10 protein-coding genes are annotated in these 18,755 nt (G+C 70.5%); 4 read left to right on the forward strand and 6 right to left on the reverse strand.

Going from position 1 to position 18,755, the window contains the following annotated elements:
- The first annotated feature begins 95 nt into the window (after positions 1-95).
- Together D7V77_RS29140 and D7V77_RS29145 are read left to right on the forward strand one after the other, a co-directional pair.
- The gene (locus D7V77_RS29140; RefSeq protein WP_120579563.1) at positions 96-629 is read left to right on the forward strand and encodes a hypothetical protein; all 534 of its coding nucleotides are present in this window, start codon (positions 96-98) and stop codon (positions 627-629) included.
- 37 nt (positions 630-666) lie between these two features.
- The gene (locus tag D7V77_RS29145) at positions 667-1,641 is read left to right on the forward strand and encodes an NAD-dependent epimerase/dehydratase family protein (RefSeq protein ID WP_120579564.1); all 975 of its coding nucleotides are present in this window, start codon (positions 667-669) and stop codon (positions 1,639-1,641) included.
- Positions 1,642-1,728: 87 nt separating this feature from the next.
- On the opposite strand, the gene D7V77_RS29150 is transcribed toward D7V77_RS29145, so the two are convergent.
- The 6 genes from D7V77_RS29150 to D7V77_RS29175 form a co-directional block, all read right to left on the reverse strand.
- Complete coding sequence (locus D7V77_RS29150) at positions 1,729-5,853, reverse strand: CARDB domain-containing protein (RefSeq protein WP_120579565.1); 4,125 nt, start codon at positions 5,851-5,853, stop codon at positions 1,729-1,731.
- Positions 5,854-6,066: 213 nt separating this feature from the next.
- Entirely contained in the window at positions 6,067-8,583 is a 2,517-nt protein-coding gene (locus tag D7V77_RS29155; protein WP_120579566.1) for a CARDB domain-containing protein, read from the reverse strand.
- Positions 8,584-8,734: 151 nt separating this feature from the next.
- Entirely contained in the window at positions 8,735-11,629 is a 2,895-nt protein-coding gene (locus tag D7V77_RS29160) for a CARDB domain-containing protein (protein ID WP_120579567.1), read from the reverse strand.
- Positions 11,630-11,788: 159 nt separating this feature from the next.
- Entirely contained in the window at positions 11,789-13,294 is a 1,506-nt protein-coding gene (locus D7V77_RS29165) for an ATP-binding cassette domain-containing protein (RefSeq protein WP_120579568.1), read from the reverse strand.
- A gap of 281 nt (positions 13,295-13,575) precedes the next feature.
- Positions 13,576-14,661, reverse strand: a complete 1,086-nt coding sequence (locus tag D7V77_RS29170; protein ID WP_120579569.1) for an SPFH domain-containing protein — start codon at positions 14,659-14,661, stop codon at positions 13,576-13,578.
- Complete coding sequence (locus tag D7V77_RS29175; RefSeq protein ID WP_120579570.1) at positions 14,652-15,152, reverse strand: NfeD family protein; 501 nt, start codon at positions 15,150-15,152, stop codon at positions 14,652-14,654. Before D7V77_RS29175 ends, D7V77_RS29170 begins: the two co-directional genes overlap by 10 nt.
- A 127-nt stretch (positions 15,153-15,279) precedes the next feature.
- On the opposite strand from D7V77_RS29175, the gene D7V77_RS29180 reads away from it, so the two are divergent.
- Positions 15,280-16,176: an alpha/beta fold hydrolase gene (locus tag D7V77_RS29180; protein WP_120579571.1), complete on the forward strand. Its 897-nt coding sequence runs from the start codon at positions 15,280-15,282 to the stop codon at positions 16,174-16,176.
- 207 nt (positions 16,177-16,383) lie between these two features.
- Positions 16,384-18,755 (forward strand): DNA polymerase III subunit alpha (locus D7V77_RS29185; RefSeq protein WP_120579572.1); only part of this gene is annotated, 2,372 nt, incomplete at its 3' end.

Genomic DNA, 18,755 nt, shown 5'->3' on the forward strand with positions numbered 1-18,755 from the left:
GGACGGGGACTTCTACCTGCAGGGGCTGTTCGATTGAGGGGTAGGCGGGTGCGGTCGGGGTGGAGGCCCCGCCGCTTGTGGCCTAGCGTGACGGCATGCGCCCCGCACGACTCCTCCCGCTGCTGCTCGTGTCCCTCGTCCTTCCGGCCTGCGCCGCACGGCAGGTGCGCCCGGAGGGGAGCATCCGCAAGGTGGTGGTGGTGGCGGGCTCGCGCGTGGACGTGCTGCCCACGGGCACGTTCCGCCAGGACATCATCGGGGAGAGCAACCCGCGCACGGTGCTGGCCCGCCAGACGGAGGCGGAGCTCCTCTCGCGCGGCTTCGAGGTCGTGGCCACGCGCCAGTCCCAGGCCCCGGTGCCGCTCACGGACGAGGTGTCCTCCTTCGTCCAGCAGAACAAGGCCGAGGCCGCGGTGGTGGTCATCCTGGACTGGCTGGACGTGTCCGGCGCGACGGTGCTGGGCCGGGTGGACGTGGTGCTGCGGCTGGGCATGGTGGACCCCACCGGCCAGGTGCTCTGGACGGACACGTTCCGCTCGCAGCCCGTGGTGAGCGCCTACCAGTCCGCGACGGACTGGAACTCGTTCCTGCGCCGGGCCGTCATCGACGCGGTGCAGGTGGTGCCGTGACGGCGGTCGTCCTTCCTTCGCGCGTGACGAGGGGGGCATGCGGGTCCTGGTGACGGGCGCGGCGGGCTTCATCGGCGCCCACGTCTGCGAGCGGCTCCTCTCCCGAGGTGACACGGTGGTGGGCCTGGACGCGCTGGACGCGGCCCCTGGGGACGTGGCGCTGCGGCGCGCGCGCCTCCAGCGGCTGTCCGGCGCGCAGGGCTTCACCTTCCTCTCCGGGGACATCACCGATGCGGCCCGGCTGGGTGAAGCGTTCACGGCCGCGCGTCCGGAGGGCGTGGTGCACCTGGCCGCGCGGGTGGGTGTGCGGGCCCCGGACGCGGAGGCTCCGGCGTACGCGGACACCAACGTGACGGGCTTCGTGCGCGTGCTGGAGGCCTGCCGCGAGGCGCGCGTCCAGCACCTGGTCTACGCGTCCTCCAGCTCCGTGTACGGCGCGGCCACGCCCGCTCCGTTCCGCGAGGACGCGCCGGTGGATCAACCGCTCAACCTCTACGGCGCCACCAAGCGCGCCAACGAGCTGATGGCGCACGCGTACAGCCACCTGCACCGGTTGCCCACGAGCGGCCTGCGCTTCTTCACGGTGTACGGGCCGTGGGGGCGTCCGGACATGGCGCCGCTGCTCTTCCTTCGCGCGCTGGCGAAGGGTGAGCCCCTGCGGCTGCACGGCGACGGGCGCATGCGGCGCGACTTCACCTTCGTGGACGACGTGGCGGAGGCCGTGCTGCGCGTGTTGGACCGCCCGCCGTCGGGGGGCCCGCCGCACCGGCTGCTCAACGTGGGCCACGGCGAGCCGGTGGCGCTGGGGGACTTCGTGGGCCTGCTGGAGCGGCACTGGGGTGCGAAGGCCCGCGTGACGGCCGTGCCCTCGGCACCCGCGGAGATGGTCTCCACGTGGGCGGATGCTTCGCGGCTGGAGGCGGAGACGGGCTTCCGTCCGCGCGTGTCCGTGGACGCGGGCGTGGCCCGGCTGGTGGCGTGGTACCGCGAGTGGAGCGGCACCGCCCGCTGAGGCATGCGAGAAACGGCGGCGGGCGCCGCCCGGGGCTCGTGAAGGCCCTGGCCGACGCCCGCATGTCCTACGTACGGCGGAATGCGGCTACGGCAGCACCGCGAGGTAGTTCTCGACGAAGGCGTTGTTGTCCTCGCGCAGCTCCGTCACCGACCGCAGCGAGTCCACCAGCGCGCCCAGGTAGAACAGCCCGGAGCCCTGGTAGCCGGGCAGCGTGTCTGCGGAGATGAAGAGCTGGCGCGTCGTGCATTGCCCCACGGACAGGTAGTCCACGTCCACATCGCCCAGGGTCACCTGGGTGGAGGAGGACGGCATCTCGTCCGGGAACGCCAGGGTGGGCTGGGTGGAGAGGAGGATCTTCACCTGGCTGTTCCATCCCGAGGACTGCGTGCCCTGGTTGCAGACCTTCACGGTGGTGGAGAACATCTCGCCCCAGCGCACGGCGAATGGCGCGGTGACTTCCGTGACGACCAGGTCCGGCCCGTACCCCACGCCGATGCGGCCCCGCACGAAGGCGTTGTTGTCCGTGCGCAGTTCGTCGTTGGGAGACCCTGCGCGAATGAAGGCCCCCACGAAGAGGGGCGCTTCCGGATCCGCCGGTGGATTGGCGTTGAGGGTGCCTTCGCGCGTGACGCACGCGTTCTCGGGGAGGGACGGAATCTCCACCGCTCCCGCCAGGGACACGCTGGAGGCCGGATCTCCACCGGGGAAGGTCAGCTCCGGCGGCGTGGACGACGTGGAGAGGAAGAACTCCACCGTCTGGGTGGAAGAGGGCTGAGTGCCCTGGTTGCAGACGGTGACGGGGACCTGGGCCTGTCCATAAGGCTCGAGATTCTCCGGCCCGCCCATCGCGGTGATGACGAGGTCCGGCGCGTTCCCCACGCCGACGCGCGGCCCGACGAAGGTGTTGTTGTCCTTACGCACCTCTGGGGCAATCCAGTACCGGTCCACGGTGGCCCCCACGTAGTACGTGAGCGGATCCGCGCTCGTGTACCCGTAGAAGTTGCCGGTCACCGGCAGGGTGAGGCAGGTGTGCCCGGCCAGATTGGGGATGACGAGCTCGCCCAGGAACTCATCGGGGGGCACCTGGTTCGCGCCGCCCTGCGGAGGCAGGGACAGCTGGGGATGGGGCAGCAGTTGCAGCGTCACCGGCAGGCTGTCCCACGAGGCCAGGGAGCCCTGGTTGCAGACGGTGACGGTGGCGGTGAAGGACTGGCCGTGCCGGATGCTGGCGGGCGCCGTCAGCGCGGTGATGATCAGGTCGGCCCCCGACCCCACGCCCAGGCGCCCCTTCACGAAGACGTTGTTGTCCTCGAGCAGCTCCGTCCGGCCCTGGAACGGATCCACGACGGCGCTCAGGTACAGGGGCTGCTCCGGTGACGCTCCCGAGGGCCGGTCGACGGACACCATCCCCATGGCGCTCACGCACTGTCCGGCATCGAGCGGCGCGACGTTCAGGTACCCCGCCATGAACTGGTTGGGATCGTTGGGGGACGGCGGCGGTGAGCCCGGCGGAGGCAGGTTCCAGGTCTCCTCCGTGGACACGACGAGCGCCACCTCGGTGGAGTTCACGGGGTCGGTGCCCACGTTGCAGACGCGCACGGTGGCGGCGAACGGCTCCCAGGGCGCGACGGTGGAGGGTGCCTGCACCGCGGTGACCACCAGGTCCGGCCCGTAGCCCACGCCAATGGCGCCCGCCACGTAGGTGTTGTTGTCCCAGCGCAGCTCCTGCGGCATCGCCTCCCGGTTGACGACGGCCCCCAGGTACAGCGGGCGGAACGGAACCGCGTCGGGCGGTGCATCCGCCCACCCGGAGATCTGCCGCGTGGTGCAGGCCCCCGCGCCCAGCGACGGCAGGGACGCGTCACCCACGAACCTCTGGCCGCCCATCGGCATGGGCGGGAACGCCAGCGGATCCGGCGCCGGCAGCGTGTCGTCCACGCTCAAGTAGACCGCCACGCGCGCGCCGCCACTCAGCGGCCCCGTGCCCACGTTGCAGACCTTCACCTTGCTGGTGAAGGTCTCCCCGGGCCGCACGCTGGCGGGCCCCTGGAACTCGGTGATGACGAGGTCCGGCCCGTTGCCCACGCCGACGATGCCCGCGGCGAAGCCGTTGTTGTCCACGCGCGGCTCGAACTGCTGCATGTCCACGACCGCGCTCAGGTTCAGGGGCCGCTCGAACGGCGAGAGCATCGAGTCCACCGGACGCGAGGCCTGGAACGTGGAGCGCTGGGTCGTGCACTGCCCGGCCGCCAGCATTGCGTAGGCCTGGGCGCGGCCCTGGAAGGCGTAGGCCCGCGGGAGCTCCGCGAACACGGGGGGCGCCGGATACGGCCGCGACACGGGCGGCGCGGTCTCCGTGGAGAGGAACAGCGAGACCCCGTAGCTATACACGGGGGCCGTGCCCTGGTTGCAGACCGTATAGGTCGCGCTGAAGGGCTGGCCGTCCTGGAGGTCCGCGGGGGCGCGCACGTCGGTGATCACCACGTCCGCGTCCGATCCCGTGCCCACCAGTCCCTGGATGAACGTGTTGTTGTCCTCGTCCATCTCCTGGACGTTATGGACCGTGTCGATGGCCGCGCCCAGGTACAGGGGCTGACCCGGCTGCGCCTCCATGGGCAGGTTGCGGTAGGCGTTCACCTGCACCGTCTGGCACTGGCCGGCGGGGAGGTAGGTCACGTCCGCTCCGCCCACCGGGGCCTGGGTCTGCGTAGGGTAGGGCCCATACAACGGCGCGAGCGTCACCGAGGCTTCCGTGGAGAGGAAGAGCTCCAGGTGGGCGTAGCCAGACAGGTTGGCCGTGCCCACGTTGCAGACCTGCGCCTCGACGGGGAACGAATAGGAATCCGGGAGGTTGGTGGGGCCCTTCAGCGACCGCACCACCAGGTCGGGGCGATAGCCCTCGCGCACGGTGCCCTTCGTGAAGGTGTTGTTGTCGTCACGCAGCTCCGGGACGTACTGCAGCCCGTCCACGCGCGCGCCCAGGTACAGCGGACCGCCATGCTGGAAGGCCGGGGGCGGGAATGTGACGCCGAACACCGGCAGCGTGACGCACCGTCCCGCATCCAACCCCGGCGCCTGCGCCTGGCCGACGAAGGACTCCGTCAGGGCGCCGGGCTGCTGCGAAGCAGGCAGCGGGGACTCCGTGGACAGCAGCACGTCCGCGCGTACATCCATGGCCCGGTCCGTGCCCACGTTGCACACCGTCACGGATCCGGAGAACGAGTGCCCCGGGCCGATGTTCGTGGGCCCCGTCATGTCGGTGACCACCAGGTCGGCCTTGTCGCCCACGCTCAGCCGGCCCGCGACGCGCGTGTTGTTGTCCTCGCGCAGTTCGGGGTGCTGCTGCCGCGGGTCGATGATGGCGCCCACGTACAGCGGCTGCCCGGGCTGGGTGGCCGCCGGGGGACTCTGCGGGAACGCCTGCGTCCGGACCGTGAAGCAGCGGCCCGCCTCCAGCGGCGGCACGGGGACGATGCCCATCGGCGCCTGGACATCCACCGGCGCGCCTGGCGTGGGAAGGCTCAGGGTGTCCAGCGTGGAGATGTAGAGCTCCGCCTCGGAATAGGGCGACTCCTCCGTGCCCACGTTGCAGACGCGCACGTCGGCGAGGAGGGGCGTTCCCGGCCGGACGCTCGCGGGCATGTGCACTTCGGAGACCACGAGGTCCGGGCCCAGGCCCACGCCCATCAGGCCGCGGACGAAGCCGTTGTTCGTCTCATCCAGCTCCGTCACGGACTGCCCCGTGTCGATGCTGGCGCCCAGATAGAAGGCGGTGCCGGGCTGCCCGGGGGGCAGCTGCGCGTTGGCGGTCACGGTGCGCGTGACGCACTGGTGGGGCTCCAGCGGCCCCACGTCCTTCTCGCCCACGGTGACCTGCTGGGTCGGGGGTGGAGCGTTGGGGTCGGGCACCTGCTGGGTGGGGGTCGTGGACAGGTACAGCTGCAGGAACGTGCCGCCGCTCTGAGGGTACGCGGCCGCGGTGCCCTGGTTGCAGACCTTCACGGTGGCGGTGAAGTCATGCCCGTCGCGAACGCTGTCAGGAGCGAGAAGCTCGGTGATGACCAGGTCCGCTTCGTGGTCCAGGGAATGGCTTTGATCGCGAGCGGGTTTCACGCTCGACGACGCGCCTTCACTTCCGCAGCCGGTGATGACGAGCGTGCCCGCGATGAGCAGACACGTGTGTCTCCATGACGGCGAGAGCCGTTGCATGTGTTCTCCTTGGGGGAATGTGCAATCAACCAGACGCCGGCCGCCGGGCCAGGTCTGGCGCCATGACGACACTAAATGGATGCCCTGACATGCGAAAAGCCAATGCGCTTCAAACCCAGCGTGTTGGATGCGTGGCCTGGAAAAGGCAAACGCCGGCCGGGTTCGTGAAGACCCCGGCCGACGTCCACTTGTCCTACGTGCCGTGAAGCGCGGTTACGGCGTGTTGCTCACGGTGAGGGTGCCGCGCACGAAGCCGTTGTTGTCCTTGCGCAGCTCGGAGTCGTAAAGCCTCGCGGAGGCCCCCAGGTAGAGGGCCGCGCCCGGCTGTGCCGCCTGCGGCGGGACGGCGTTGACGGAGCCCTCCACCGAGACGCACTCACCGACAGCCAGCGGCGGCACCTGCACGAAGCCCAGCCGCGACAGCGTGGGCGACTCCACGGGCTCACCCTGGACGGCGGACGCCGGCAGCGTGGCCACCGTGGAGAGCAGCAGGTCCACCGTGTGGGGCGGCGCGGTCATCGTTCCCTGGTTGCAGACGGTGACGGGCACCTGCATCGCCGCCCACGGCTGGACCTGGTCCGGCCCGCCCATGGCGGTGATGACGACGTCCGCGGCGAACCCCACGCCGATGCGCGGACCGACGAACGTGTTGTTGTCCTCGCGCACCTCCGGCAGATCCCGGGCGCGGTCCACGCTGGCGCCCAGGAAGAACGTCTGCGTGCCCGGCATCCCGATGCCAGCTCCAGAGATGAACGCGTTCACCGTCTGCGTGACGCAGGCGTGCGCCGCCACGGGCGGAAGGGTGGCTTCACCCAGCAGCTCCTCCAGTGGGACGGGCACGTTCGGGGCCGGCAGCGTCAGCGAGGGCTTTGTCAGCAGGTGCAGGGTCACCCGAGTCCCAGGCGCGGCCTCGGCGCCCAGGTTGCAGACGGTGACACCCAGGTCGAGCGGACCGAACGCGCTCACGGGGCCCGTCAGCGACGTGATGACCAGGTCCGGCCCGGTGCCCACGCCCAGCCTCCGCCCCGGGGACACGTTGTTGTCCCGGCGCAGGTCCAGCGGGTCCTGGAACGGATCCAAGACGGCGCTCAGGTACAGCGGCGCGTGCACGGGCGCACTCCACGGCCGGTTCGCGTGCAGCGTCACCGGCACGTCCTGGCACTGGCCGGCCTGGAGCGACGGAGCGTTCGCCATGCCCGCCATGTGCTGGTCCATCGAAGGGAACGGCGTACCCGGTGGAGGCCGCGTCCAGTTCACCTCCGTGGACACCACGAACATCATCGGGACGATGCTCGAGCCTTCCGTGCCCGCGTTGCAGAGGCGCGCGGTGGCGGTGAACGGCTCCATCGGCGCGACGGTGTCAGGGAACGTCAGCCCCGTGACGACCAGGTCGGGCGCCTCACCCACGCCCATCAGGCCCGCGACGAACGTGTTGTTGTCCTCGCGCAGCTCCTGCTGGGCCACCCCCGGGTCGACGACTGCGCCCAGGTACAGCGGCTGCAGCGGCGTGGCCTGCTCCGGACGTGTCGCCCGTCCGGTGAGGCTCTGCGTGACGCAGGCCCCTTCACCCAGGGACGGCACGCTCACCGTGCCCACGAGCGCCACGGTACCGTCGGGAGACGGCGGCGAGCCGCTCTGCGCCAGGGGTGCCGGCAGGGTGTTGCCCGTACCCAGGTAGACGGCCACCTGCGAGGTCCCGGGCGTCGGCTGCGTGCCCACGTTGCAGACCTTCACGGTGCTGGTGAAGGTGTTCCAGGGCCGCGCGCTGGCGGGCCCCTGGAGCTCGGTGACGACGAGGTCCGGGCCGAAGCCCACGCCCACGGGACCCACGGCGAAGCCGTTGTTGTCCGTGCGCGCGTCGGGCGGGCCGTCCATCACCGCGCTCAGGTTCAGCGTGGAGGACAGGGGCAGGGGCCCCAGCTCCATGGGGCGCAGGGCATGGAACGTCCCGCTCTGCGTGGTGCACTGGCCCGGCGTCAGGTCCGTGTTGATGGAGGACCGTCCCAGGAACGCGTACCCGGGGAGGGGACCCTGGGACTGCCAGGGGGCCACCGCGGGCGGCGCCGCGTCCACGGAGAGGTACATCGCCACGCCGGTGGAGGACGCGGGGCTGAGGCCCACGTTGCAGACCGTGTAGCTCGCGGTGAAGGGCTGGCCGTCGCGCAGGTTCGCGGGCGCCTTCACGTCCGTGATGACGAGGTCCGCGTCGAAGCCCACGCCCACCAGGCCCTGGGTGAGGACGTTGTTGTCCTCACGCAGCTCTGGCACGGTCCGGTTCGCGTCGATGACCGCGCCCAGGGCCAGGGCCTGGTGCGGCCCTGCCTCCTGGGGCCGGGAGGCGATGGCGTCCACCGTCAGCGTCTTGCACTGGCCGGCGGACAGGACCGACACGTCCGCGCTCCCCACGGGGACCTGGGTCCGAGAGTCGAACGGCGCGGGGAGCGCCGGGAAGACCACCGCGTTCTCCGAGGACAGCGCCAGCTGCAGCCGGGCGGAGCCGCCCAGGTCCGCCGTTCCCACGTTGCATACCGTCGCCTCGACGGGGAAGTGCATCCCCGGTGCGACGTTGGCCGCCGCCTTCAGCGACCGGACCACCAGGTCCGGGCCGTTGCCCAGGCCCACCAGTCCCTTCACGAAGGTGTTGTTGTCCGCCCGCAGCTCAGGAACGAACCGCGGCTCCTCCACGCGCGCTGGCCGCCGGGCCCGGTTCAACGTCGCGGGGACATCCAAGGGATTTCCTCAACGGCGCGGAGCCGATGAAATTCAAACCAGCCACGAAGATTCTCCCGCCAGAAAAGACAAACGCCGGCCGGAGACATGAAGGCCTCCGGCCGGCGAATCCCATCTCAAATGATAGGGATTTCCTCTTGGAGGAATTCCTTTACTGCGCCTGGCCGATGGGCGTGGCCCGCGTCAGGGTGTTGTTGTCCTCACGCAGCTCCAGCAGCGAGTTCGGCCCGTCGACGAGGGCACCCAGGTACAGGGACTGTCCGGAGGTGGCCGCGGAGGGGCGGACCACGGAGCTCTGGATCGACAGCGTGGTGCACTGGCCCACGGACAGCGCGGGCACCATGGCGCCCCCCACGGGGATCTGGACCTGGGTGAACGGAGGCTGCCCCTGTCCGGGCGTGTAGAGGGACGTCTCCGTGGTGATGACCAGGTCCACCGGCACGGAGCCGTACATGGACACGTTGCCCTCGTTGCAGACCTGCACCTGCGCGGTGAAGGAGCCGTACTGCGGCAGGGCCGGGGGCGCCGTCACCGAGCGGACGACCAGGTCCGGGCCGCTGCCCACGACGATCCGCGACGTCATGCGGGTGTTGTTGTCCTCGCGCAGCTCCACCACCTGATTGGACATGTCCACGCGGGCTCCCAGGTAGCGCGGGGAAGCGGGGTCCGCGTTGGGCACCGTGGACGCGGAGCCGCTCACGGCCGTCGTCACGCACTGGCCCACGGCGAGCGAGGACACGGAGGTCATCCCGACATAGGACTCCGAGGACGCGGGAGGCAGGTACGGACTGGACTGCATCTCCTCCATGGCCAGGACGCCCATCACATACGAGGGCCCCGCCGGCTCGGTCCCCACGTTGCAGACCTTGACGTTGAGGGTGAGGGGGCCGCCCGGGATGGCGCTGGAGGGGCCGGTGACGTCCGTCACCACCAGGTCCGGGCCATTGCCCACGATGAGGGTGCCGGCGACGCGGGTGTTGTTGTCCTCGCGCAGCTCCAGCTGCTGCTGGTTCACGTCCGCCACGGCCACCAGGTACAGCGGCTGCGTGGGCGTGGCCGCCGGGGGGAGGGCGGCGTACACCGTCTTCGGGTACAGCACGCAGGTGCCCTGCGAAAGCGACGACACCTCCACCGTGCCCACCATCACCTGGGACGGTGACGGCGGGTACTGCATGGACGACGTCACGGAGGCCGTGGTGGACAGGAAGAGGCCCACCGTCGAAGCCGACGAGGGCTGGGTGCCCTCGTTGCAGACCTTCACGTCCGTCGACAGCGAGGTGCCGGGCTTGACGCTCGAGGGCGCCGTCAGCGTGCGCACGACGAGGTCCGGGCCGTACCCCAGGCCGATGCGGGACAGCGGAGACACGTTGTTGTCCTCGCGCAGCTCCTGGAGAGACGACATCGGGTCCACGATGGCGCCCACGTACAGCACGGGGTTCGGCATGGCCGTCCCGCCCGGCACGTTGGAGTAGCCGCTCACCAGCCGCGTGACGCACTCCAGGGGCTCCAGCGCCGGCACGTTGACCGTGCCCACCGGCATGCGGGACATGGGCGGCGGACCGGACACGACGCTCAGCGAGGGCTCATTCGTGACGTACACCTCCACCGGCACGTCGGTGGACCGCGTCGTGCCCACGTTGCAGACCTTCGCGGACACCGCGAGCGGCCCGTAGGACGGCGCGTTGGAGGGGGCGTCCAGCGAGACGACAGTGAGGTCGGGCCGCGCGCCCATGCCCATCAGCGTGTCCGCGCGGGTGTTGTTGTCCTCGCGCAGCTCCACCACGCCCTGCGGCAGGTCCACGATGGCGCCCAGGTACAGGGGCTGCTCGCTGGGATTCGCGGGCGGGCGGTTGGCGGGGCCCTGCACCGTGCGGGTGGCGCACTGGCCGCTCACCAGCGCCGGCACGCTGAAGCTCGTCACCGGGAATTCAGTCAAGGGGCGGGGCTGCGTTCCCGGGGCCGCCAGCGACGGCACCGTGGACAGGAACACCCTCACGTCGGCCTGGGGAGAAGACGCGGTGCCCTCGTTGCACACCGTCACCGTCGCGGGGAAGGAGTCGCCCTGGCGCGCGCTCGCGGGCCCCGTCACGGAGCGAATGGACAGGTCCGGGCCATTGCCCACGCCCACCAGTCCCTGCACGAACGTGTTGTTGTCCTCGCGCAGCTCCGTCACGCTCCGCGACGGGTCCGCGATGGCGCCCAGGTACAGAGGCGTGCCCGGCGGCGCGGAGGGCGGCCTCTGGGCGTAGCCGGTGAGCGGCACCGCGCGGCACTGGCCCGTCTCCAGGCTGCCCATGAGGGCGCTCCCGACCATCAGCTGCGTGACGGGGACGGGGGGCGGGCCGGACAGCGGCGGCAGCGTCAGCCCGTTCACCGAGGACAGGTACAGCTCCACGGAGCCGCCGGAGCTGTACTCCGTGCCCACGTTGCACACCGTCGCGGACGCGCTGAAGGCCTGGCCCGGCGCCAGGTTGGGCGGTGCGTCCACCCGCGTGACGACCAGGTCCGGTCGGTTGCCCACGCCCATCAGGCCCTTCACGAAGCCATTGTTCGTCTCGTCCGACTCCGGCACCGCGTTCTGCGTGTCGACGCTGGCCCCCAGGTAGTAGGTGCCGTTGCCCGTGAAGCCCGAAGGAGGGCTGACGTAGATGTTGAACGAACGGCTGACGCACTGGCCCGCGTACACCGTTCCCACGTCCGTCTGGCCCTGGGTGAGTTGCTGGGTGGGAGGCGGCTGCGTCCCCGGCCCCGGCACCTGCTGCGTGGGCGTGGTGGACAGGTACACCTCCAGCATGGCGCTGGAGTACACGGCCTGGTCACCGGTGTTGCAGACCTTCGCGGTGACGGTGACGGGCTGGCCGGGTTTCGCGCTGTCCGGAGCCGTCAGCTCCGTGATGCGCAGGTCCGGTCCGGGAACGAGCGCACTGGCCTGCTGCTCCAGCGGAGGCGCTTCCTCCGGGGCGGAACCGCTGGAACAGCCGGTGAGCGCGAGCGCGCCCGTGATGAAGAGACACGAATGCCGCCATGGCGGCGTACGCCGAGACATACGGACTCCTGGAATGGGGGGAGAAGACGATACAGGCCCGGTGTGACATCCACCGGGACTGCAGGTCTTTTCTAGGAGTGGAACACCGGCGCGAAAAACAAGTTTCAGCGTTATTTCGCGGGGAGGTCTGTCTTCACTCCATCCCGGCGGTCAGGCGGCTCATTCCACCTCCACACGTCCGTTCGCCACCAGCCACCGCGTGGTGGTGCAGGAGCGGGCGAAGGGTGCGTCGTGGGTGACGAGCAGCAGCGCGCCCGGGTAGTCGTGCAGCGCCGCCTCCAGCCGTTCGATGGACGGCAGGTCCAGGTGGTTGGTGGGTTCGTCCAGCACCAGGGCCCAGGCGTGCTGGCCCAGGCCGCGCGCGATGGCCAGCTTGCGCGCCTCGCCGGGTGACGGCTGTTCGGACGCGAGCAGCCGGTGCGGATCCACCCCCAGCGCGGCCACCAGGGACATCACCCGGCCGCGCTCCTCCGGAGGCAGCTCACGCACCGCGTCGATCAGGGCGCGCGTCTCCTCCGCGCCCAGGTCCTGGGGCAGGTACAGGAGCTTCTCGCGAGGCACGCGCGCCTGCTCCAGCAGGGCCTTCAGGAGCGTCGTCTTGCCGGCGCCGTTGGGGCCCTCGATGCGGATGCGCGCCTCGCGGTCCACGTCCAGGCGCGTGGGGCCCAGCACCTCCACGTCGCCGGCCTTCAGGCCCGGTGTGTCGAAGGTGAAGAGCCACGGGTTGGGCGAGCGCACGTAGTCCACGAACACGGAGCGCCCCACCGTCTTGTCCACGGTGAAGGTGCCCACCGCGGCCTCGGCGCGCTCCAGTTCGCGGCGCTTCACGGTGACCTGGTGGCCCAGGCGGGACTCGGCCCAGCTCGCCAGCGTGGAGGGCCCCAGGCCGCGCGCGTCGCTGTCGTACTTGTTGCGCATCCGCCGCGACGTGCTGCGCGACAGGGTGGCGCCCTGGTGCTCGCGCCGGGCGCTGTCCAGCAGCTGCGCGGCGCGGTCCCGCTCCGCCTTGGACTGCTGGTGGGCGGCGACCTCCGACTCGCGCTCCGCCTCCCAGTGGCCCTTCGCGGCGGAGTAGGCGCCCGGGTACAGGTGCGCCTCGCCGCCGTGCACGCGCAGCGTGGCCTGGGTGAGCGTCTCCAAGAGCTCGCGGTCGTGGGACACGACGACGCCCACGCCCCGGAAGCGGCGCAGCGCGGCCACCAGCCAGGCGCGCGCCTCCGCGTCCAGGTGGTTGGTGGGTTCATCCAACAGCAGCACGTCCGGCTCGCGGGCGAGCGCCGCGCCCACCTGCCAGCGCTTACGTTCACCCGGGGACAGCGTGGGCCAGCGCTCCAGCGCGGTGACGTCCAGGCCCAGCTGGCCCTGGAGCCTGCGCGCCAGCGCGTCCCAGGCGTCCGCGAAGGCGGTGATGTCGGGCGTGAGCGCCTCCACGCCCTGCGGACACAGGCACACGAGCGGCGAGTCCGGTTCGAACTGGAGCTGCCCGGACGTGGGCTTCAGCTCGCCGGACAACAGGCGCAGCAGGGTGGACTTGCCGGCGCCGTTGGGGCCGACGAGGCCCGTCCAGCCGGAGGCGAGGTGGAACTCCACGTCGGTGAGGACGGGGATGGCATCGGTGAACGAAAAGCAGACGCGGTGCGCGCGCACGGAGGAGGACGAGGGCATGTTGAAGCGACTCCTGAAACCGGAAGCCAGCGCACACGTCCGTCAGGACGCGCGGCGGCGGGGTACAGCTGGGGACCGGGGTTTCAGGCGAACAGCTTCAAGGGTCTGCGAACCTCGTTCAGGGGAAGACCTGTGACATCTCCCCGCGTGGACAACCGGTGCTTCAGGTGGAGCATGCGGCGCGGCCCGGGCGGATGGCAAGCCCGGGCGCGTGCCGTGACGTGGGCACCGACGGAAAGAACGCCGGTGCCCTGACAACGATTCCCCGAAAGGGGCCGGGGCTACTCGTCCGAGGGCGGCTGCACCCGGCGGGTGGCCGGGATGGTGGCGCTCGCGGCGGCGTTCCGGGCCAGGGCCTGGGCGCTCATCGAGGCGGCGGACGGAGCGGACGCGCGGAGCTGGGGCTGGGGCGCGGCGGCCGGGGCGGCGTCCTTGGCGAACACCTCCTTCAGCGTGGCGATGGAGCCCAGCGCGGCGGTGGCCTCGTAGGGGATGAACATCTTGTTGTCGCCCTTGCCCAGCTCCTGGAGCGTCTCCAGGTAGCGCAGCGCGAGCACCTCCGGCGTGGCGCGGCCGGTGTGGATGGCCTCGAAGGTGAGGCGCGTGGCCTCGGCCTTGCCCTCGGCCTCCAGCATCACGGCGCGCTTGTGGCCTTCGGCGCGGGCGATCTCCGCGTCGCGCTCGGCCTCCGCGCGCAGGATGCGGGAGATCTTCTCGCCTTCGGCCTGGAGGATGGCGGCGGCCTTGTCACCTTCGGCCTTGGTGACCTCGGCGCGGCGCTCGCGCTCGGCGGTCATCTGCTTGGCCATGGCGGCCTTGATGGCCTGGGGCGGTTCAATCTCGCGCAGCTCCACGCGCGTCACCTTCACGCCCCACTTCTCCGTGGCCTCGTCCAGCACCATGCGCAGCTTGGTGTTGACCGTCTCGCGGCTGGTGAGCGTCTGATCCAGCGTGAGGCCGCCCATGACGTTGCGCAGGTTCGTCATGGTGAGCTGCTCGATGGCGAGCGCCAGGTTCTCCACCTGGTAGAGCGCCCGGCCCGGATCGACGATCTGGTAGTAGATGACCGAGCCGACCTCCATGTTGACGTTGTCATGGGTGATGACCTGGACGGTCTCGAAGCCCATGACCTGCTCGCGCAGGTCCACCAGGGTGTTGCGCGTGAAGCGGTTGCCGGCGCGCATCTCCATGGCGCGAGGGCTGTCCATGAAGGGGATGAGGATGTTGAGGCCGCTGGAGGCCACGTGGTGGAACTTCCCCAGCCGCTCCACGACCATCACCTTGGCCTGGGGAACGATGCGCACACCGGTGACGAGCCCGATCACGACGGCCGCGGCCGCGACGAGCAGAACAATGGTCAGTCCCATCCTGCGTTCTCCTTCTTCTTGCGACGCGCCGGTTGCAGCGCGACTTCGTTGGACGCCGACGGGCGTCGCACCCACAACTTGAGGCCTTCAATCTGCTCCACGGTGACGCGCTCGCCCTCGGGCAGGGGCCCGGACAGGGAGCGCGCCATCCACAGCTCGCCGTTGATGCGCACGGTGCCCCCGTGTCCGTCCGCCAGCGCCTCCATGACCACGGCCTCCTGGCCCAGCATCGCCTCCACGCCCGTCTTCAAGTGCACGGCGTCCCGCATGAAAACGTGTTTGAAGATGGTGCGGGACGCGCCGAAGAGGGCGGCGGACACCAGGATGAAGGCGAAGAGCTGGCTGTTGAGGCCCAGGCCCACCCCGGCCATGAGGGAGGCCATCAGCGCGCCCACCGCGAACCAGAGCGTCACGAAGCCGGAGAGCTTGATCTCCAGCGCGCCCAGGACGATGGCGGCGATCAACCAGAGCTGCCAGGCGGTGGTGTCCATATGGGGTCCTTGTTTGGCAGCGGCTTCGGCCCCCTGTCAAACCGGGCGGCCGGGCATCCGGAATCAATCAAAACGGAGGGTGGGTTCCGGGAAGGCCCTAAGGGGGCCCAAGCCGGGGGAAAAGCAGATGCCATACCTGTCCATCCGTGGTGCACGACTGTACTACGAGGACACAGGGGGGAGCGGGGAGCCGGTGCTTTTCAGTCACGGGCTGCTCTGGGACTCCCATCTGTTCCACCGGCAGGTGGAGGCCCTGAGGGGCCACTACCGCTGCATCGTGTACGACCACCGGGGCCAGGGGCAGAGCGAGCCCCCGCCTGGCGACTCGGTCATCGACCTGCGCACCGTGTATGAGGACGCCGTGGCGGTCATCCAGGCGCTGGGGCTGGCGCCGTGTCACTTCGTGGGCCAGTCCATGGGGGGCTTCGTGGGCCTGAGGCTGGCAGCCAGGCACCCGGAGCTCCTGCGCTCACTGGCGCTGCTGGACTCCTCCGCCGCGGCGGAGCTGCCGCTGACGCTGGCGCGCTACCGGGTGCTGACGACGCTCACGCACTGGCTGGGTCTGAGGCCGGTGGTGGATCGGATCATGTCGCTCTACTTCGGGCGCACGTTCATGCGGGACCCGGAGCGGGCCGAGGAGCGGGCGTTGTTGCGCCGGCAGTTGGCGGCGAACCCGCGCGCGGTGTGGCGCGCAATGCAGGGCGTCATCCACCGCCGCGGCGTGGAAGGGGAGCTGCACCGCATCCAGACGCCGACGCTGGTGCTGGTGGGGGAGGAGGACGCGGTGACGGTGCCGGAGGTGGCGGAGCGGCTGCACCAGCGCATCTGGGGCGCGCGGCTCAAGCGGCTGCCCTGCGGCGGGCACATGTGCATCCTGGAGCAGCCCCAGGCGGTCAACGTCGCGCTGGGAGACTTCCTGGAGGAGGTGGAGCGCGACTCGCTCCAGGAAGCGGTGATGGCGGTGGCGAACCAGCCCCGGGCCACGGGCTCGCGGCAGACGGCTTCCAACGCGACCTCCTCATGAATATCGCCAAAGGCAGCAATGGGCTTTCACGAACGGCCCCGCCATGTTCGTCCGGTTTTCAATCACAACTCAAACCGGGCATGAGAGGACTGCGGAATGGGAGACAATGGCTTCCTCCGTATGAGAGGAACAACCCATGAAGTCGCCCTCTCGCGAAACGGAGATCCAATCTAGCGCCTGAACGCCCGCTCAGTATCCTGATCCGGCGTGAGCTACGCCGAGTTGATGTGCCGGTCCCACTTCTCCTTCCTGCACGGCGCCTCCCATCCGGAGGAGCTGGTGGCCACCGCGGCCCGGCTGGGGTTGTCCGCGCTGGCGCTGACGGATCGGGACGGGCTCTACGGCGTGGTGAAGGCGCACCTCGCGGCGAAGGAGCACGGCGTGAAGCTGCTCCTGGGCGCGGAGCTGACGCTGGAGGACGGCCCGCCGGTGGTGGTGTACGCGCGGGACGCAGCCGGGTACTCGAACCTGTGCCGGCTGGTGTCCCACGGCCGGATGACGCACCCCAAGGGCGAGGCGGGCGTGCCCTGGCGCAAGGTGGCGGAGCACGCGTCGGGGCTGCTCGCGCTGCTCCCGGGCCCGGTGGCGTTGGAGGCGGTGGCTCCACTGGCGGAGGCGTTTCCCGGGAGCTTCCACGTGGGCCTGAGCCGCTCGCTGTCGGCGGGGGACGCGGCCCGGGAGGCGCGAGCGGAAGCGCTGGCCCGCGCGCTGGGCGTGCCGCTGGTGGTGCACAACGACGTGCACACGCACCACCGCGACCGGCAGGTGCTCCAGGACGTGCTCACGTCCATCCGCCACGGGGTGACGGTGGATCATGCGGGCACGCGGCTGTTCCCGAACGCGGAGCGGACGTTGAAGTCCCCCGGGGACATGGCGCGGCTGTTCGCGGACCGGCCTGAGGCGCTGGCGCGCACGGTGGAGCTGGCGTCGCGCTGCGAGGCGTCCCTGGACGCGCTGCACTACCGCTTCCCGGAGGAGGACCTGCCAGAAGGCCGCACGGCGGACGCGCACCTGCGGGTGCTCACGGAGGCAGGCCTGCGCACGCGCTATCCGGGGGGCGTGCCTCCGGCGGTGACGAAGCAGATCGACCACGAGCTGCGGCTCATCGCGGCGCTGGACTTCGCGGGGTACTTCCTGTCGCTGTGGGACATCGTGATGTTCGCGCGGGGGCGGGGCATCCTCTGCCAGGGGCGGGGCAGCGCGGCGAACTCGGCGGTCTGCTACGCGCTGGGCATCACGGCCATTGATCCGGTGCGGATGGGGCTGTTGTTCGAGCGCTTCCTCAGCATGGAGCGCAAGGAGCCGCCGGACATCGACGTGGACTTCGAGCACGAGCGGCGCGAGGAGGTGCTCCAGTACGTCTACGAGAAGCACGGCCGCCGCCACGCGGGCATGGTGTGCGAGGTGATCTGCTACCGGGGGCGGCTCGCGCTGCGCGAAGCGGGCAAGGCGCTGGGGCTGTCGTTGGATCAGGTGGACCGGCTGTCGCGGGTGGCGTCGTCGCACGGTTTCCAGGTGACGCCGGACGTGCTCCAGGAGGCGGGCCTGTCACCGACGGACGGGCGGGTGCTGCGGACGCTGTCGGTGGCGAAGGAGCTGGAGGGCGTGCCCCGGCACCTGTCCATCCACGTGGGCGGCTTCGTGATGACGCGCGAGCCGCTGGTGGACCTGGTGCCGGTGGAGAACGCGGCGATGCCGGGGCGCACGGTCATCCAGTGGGAAAAGGACGACATCAACGCGGTGGGGCTCCTGAAGGTGGACCTGCTGGCGCTGGGCATGTTGACGGCGCTGTCGCGCTGCTTCGCCCTGATCCACAAGCACTACGGCCGCGAGCTGTCCCTGGCCACGGTGCCGCCGGAGGATCCGAAGGTCTACGACATGCTGTGCAATGCGGACACGGTGGGCGTGTTCCAGATTGAGAGCCGCGCGCAGATGAACATGCTGCCCCGGCTCCAGCCCCGGGAGTTCTACGACCTGGTGGTGCAGATCGCCCTCATCCGGCCGGGGCCCATCGTGGGCAACATGGTGCACCCGTACCTGCGCAGGCGGCACGGCCAGGAACAGGTGACGTACCCGAGCGACGAGGTGCGCGGCATCCTCCAGAAGACGTTGGGCGTGCCGCTCTTCCAGGAGCAGGCGATGCGGCTCGCGATGGTGGCGGCGGGCTTCAGCGCGGGAGAGGCGGACGGCCTGCGGCGGGCGCTGAGCCACAAGCAGGCGGAGGCGCGCATCCTCCCGTACCGGGGCCGCTTCGTGGAGGGCTGCGAGGCGAAGGGCTACACGCGAAAGCAAGCGGAGGAGTGGTTCGACCACTTCCGGGGGTTCGCGCACTACGGGTTCCCGGAGAGCCACTCCGCGAGCTTCGCGTTGATTGCCTATGCGTCCAGCTGGCTGAAGTGTCACTACCCGGCGGCCTTCACGGCGGCGCTGCTCAATTCACAGCCCATGGGGTTCTACGCGCCGCACACGTTGGTGGCGGACGTGCAGCGGCACGGCGTGGAGGTGCGGCCGGTGGACGTGCGCCGTTCGAGCTGGGACTGCACGTTGGAGGACGGGGCGGTGCGGCTGGGGTTGAGGAT

The organism is Corallococcus sp. CA041A (assembly GCF_003612075.1).
Taxonomy (GTDB): domain Bacteria; phylum Myxococcota; class Myxococcia; order Myxococcales; family Myxococcaceae; genus Corallococcus; species Corallococcus exiguus.

Coding starts and splice junctions, on each gene's coding strand:
- D7V77_RS29140 (WP_120579563.1), top strand. CDS start 96: ATGCGCCCCGCACGACTCCTCCCGCTGCTGCTCGTGTCCCTCGTCCTT.
- D7V77_RS29145 (WP_120579564.1), top strand. CDS start 667: ATGCGGGTCCTGGTGACGGGCGCGGCGGGCTTCATCGGCGCCCACGTC.
- D7V77_RS29150 (WP_120579565.1), bottom strand. CDS start 5,853: ATGCAACGGCTCTCGCCGTCATGGAGACACACGTGTCTGCTCATCGCG.
- D7V77_RS29160 (WP_120579567.1), bottom strand. CDS start 11,629: ATGTCTCGGCGTACGCCGCCATGGCGGCATTCGTGTCTCTTCATCACG.
- D7V77_RS29165 (WP_120579568.1), bottom strand. CDS start 13,294: ATGCCCTCGTCCTCCTCCGTGCGCGCGCACCGCGTCTGCTTTTCGTTC.
- D7V77_RS29170 (WP_120579569.1), bottom strand. CDS start 14,661: ATGGGACTGACCATTGTTCTGCTCGTCGCGGCCGCGGCCGTCGTGATC.
- D7V77_RS29175 (WP_120579570.1), bottom strand. CDS start 15,152: ATGGACACCACCGCCTGGCAGCTCTGGTTGATCGCCGCCATCGTCCTG.
- D7V77_RS29180 (WP_120579571.1), top strand. CDS start 15,280: ATGCCATACCTGTCCATCCGTGGTGCACGACTGTACTACGAGGACACA.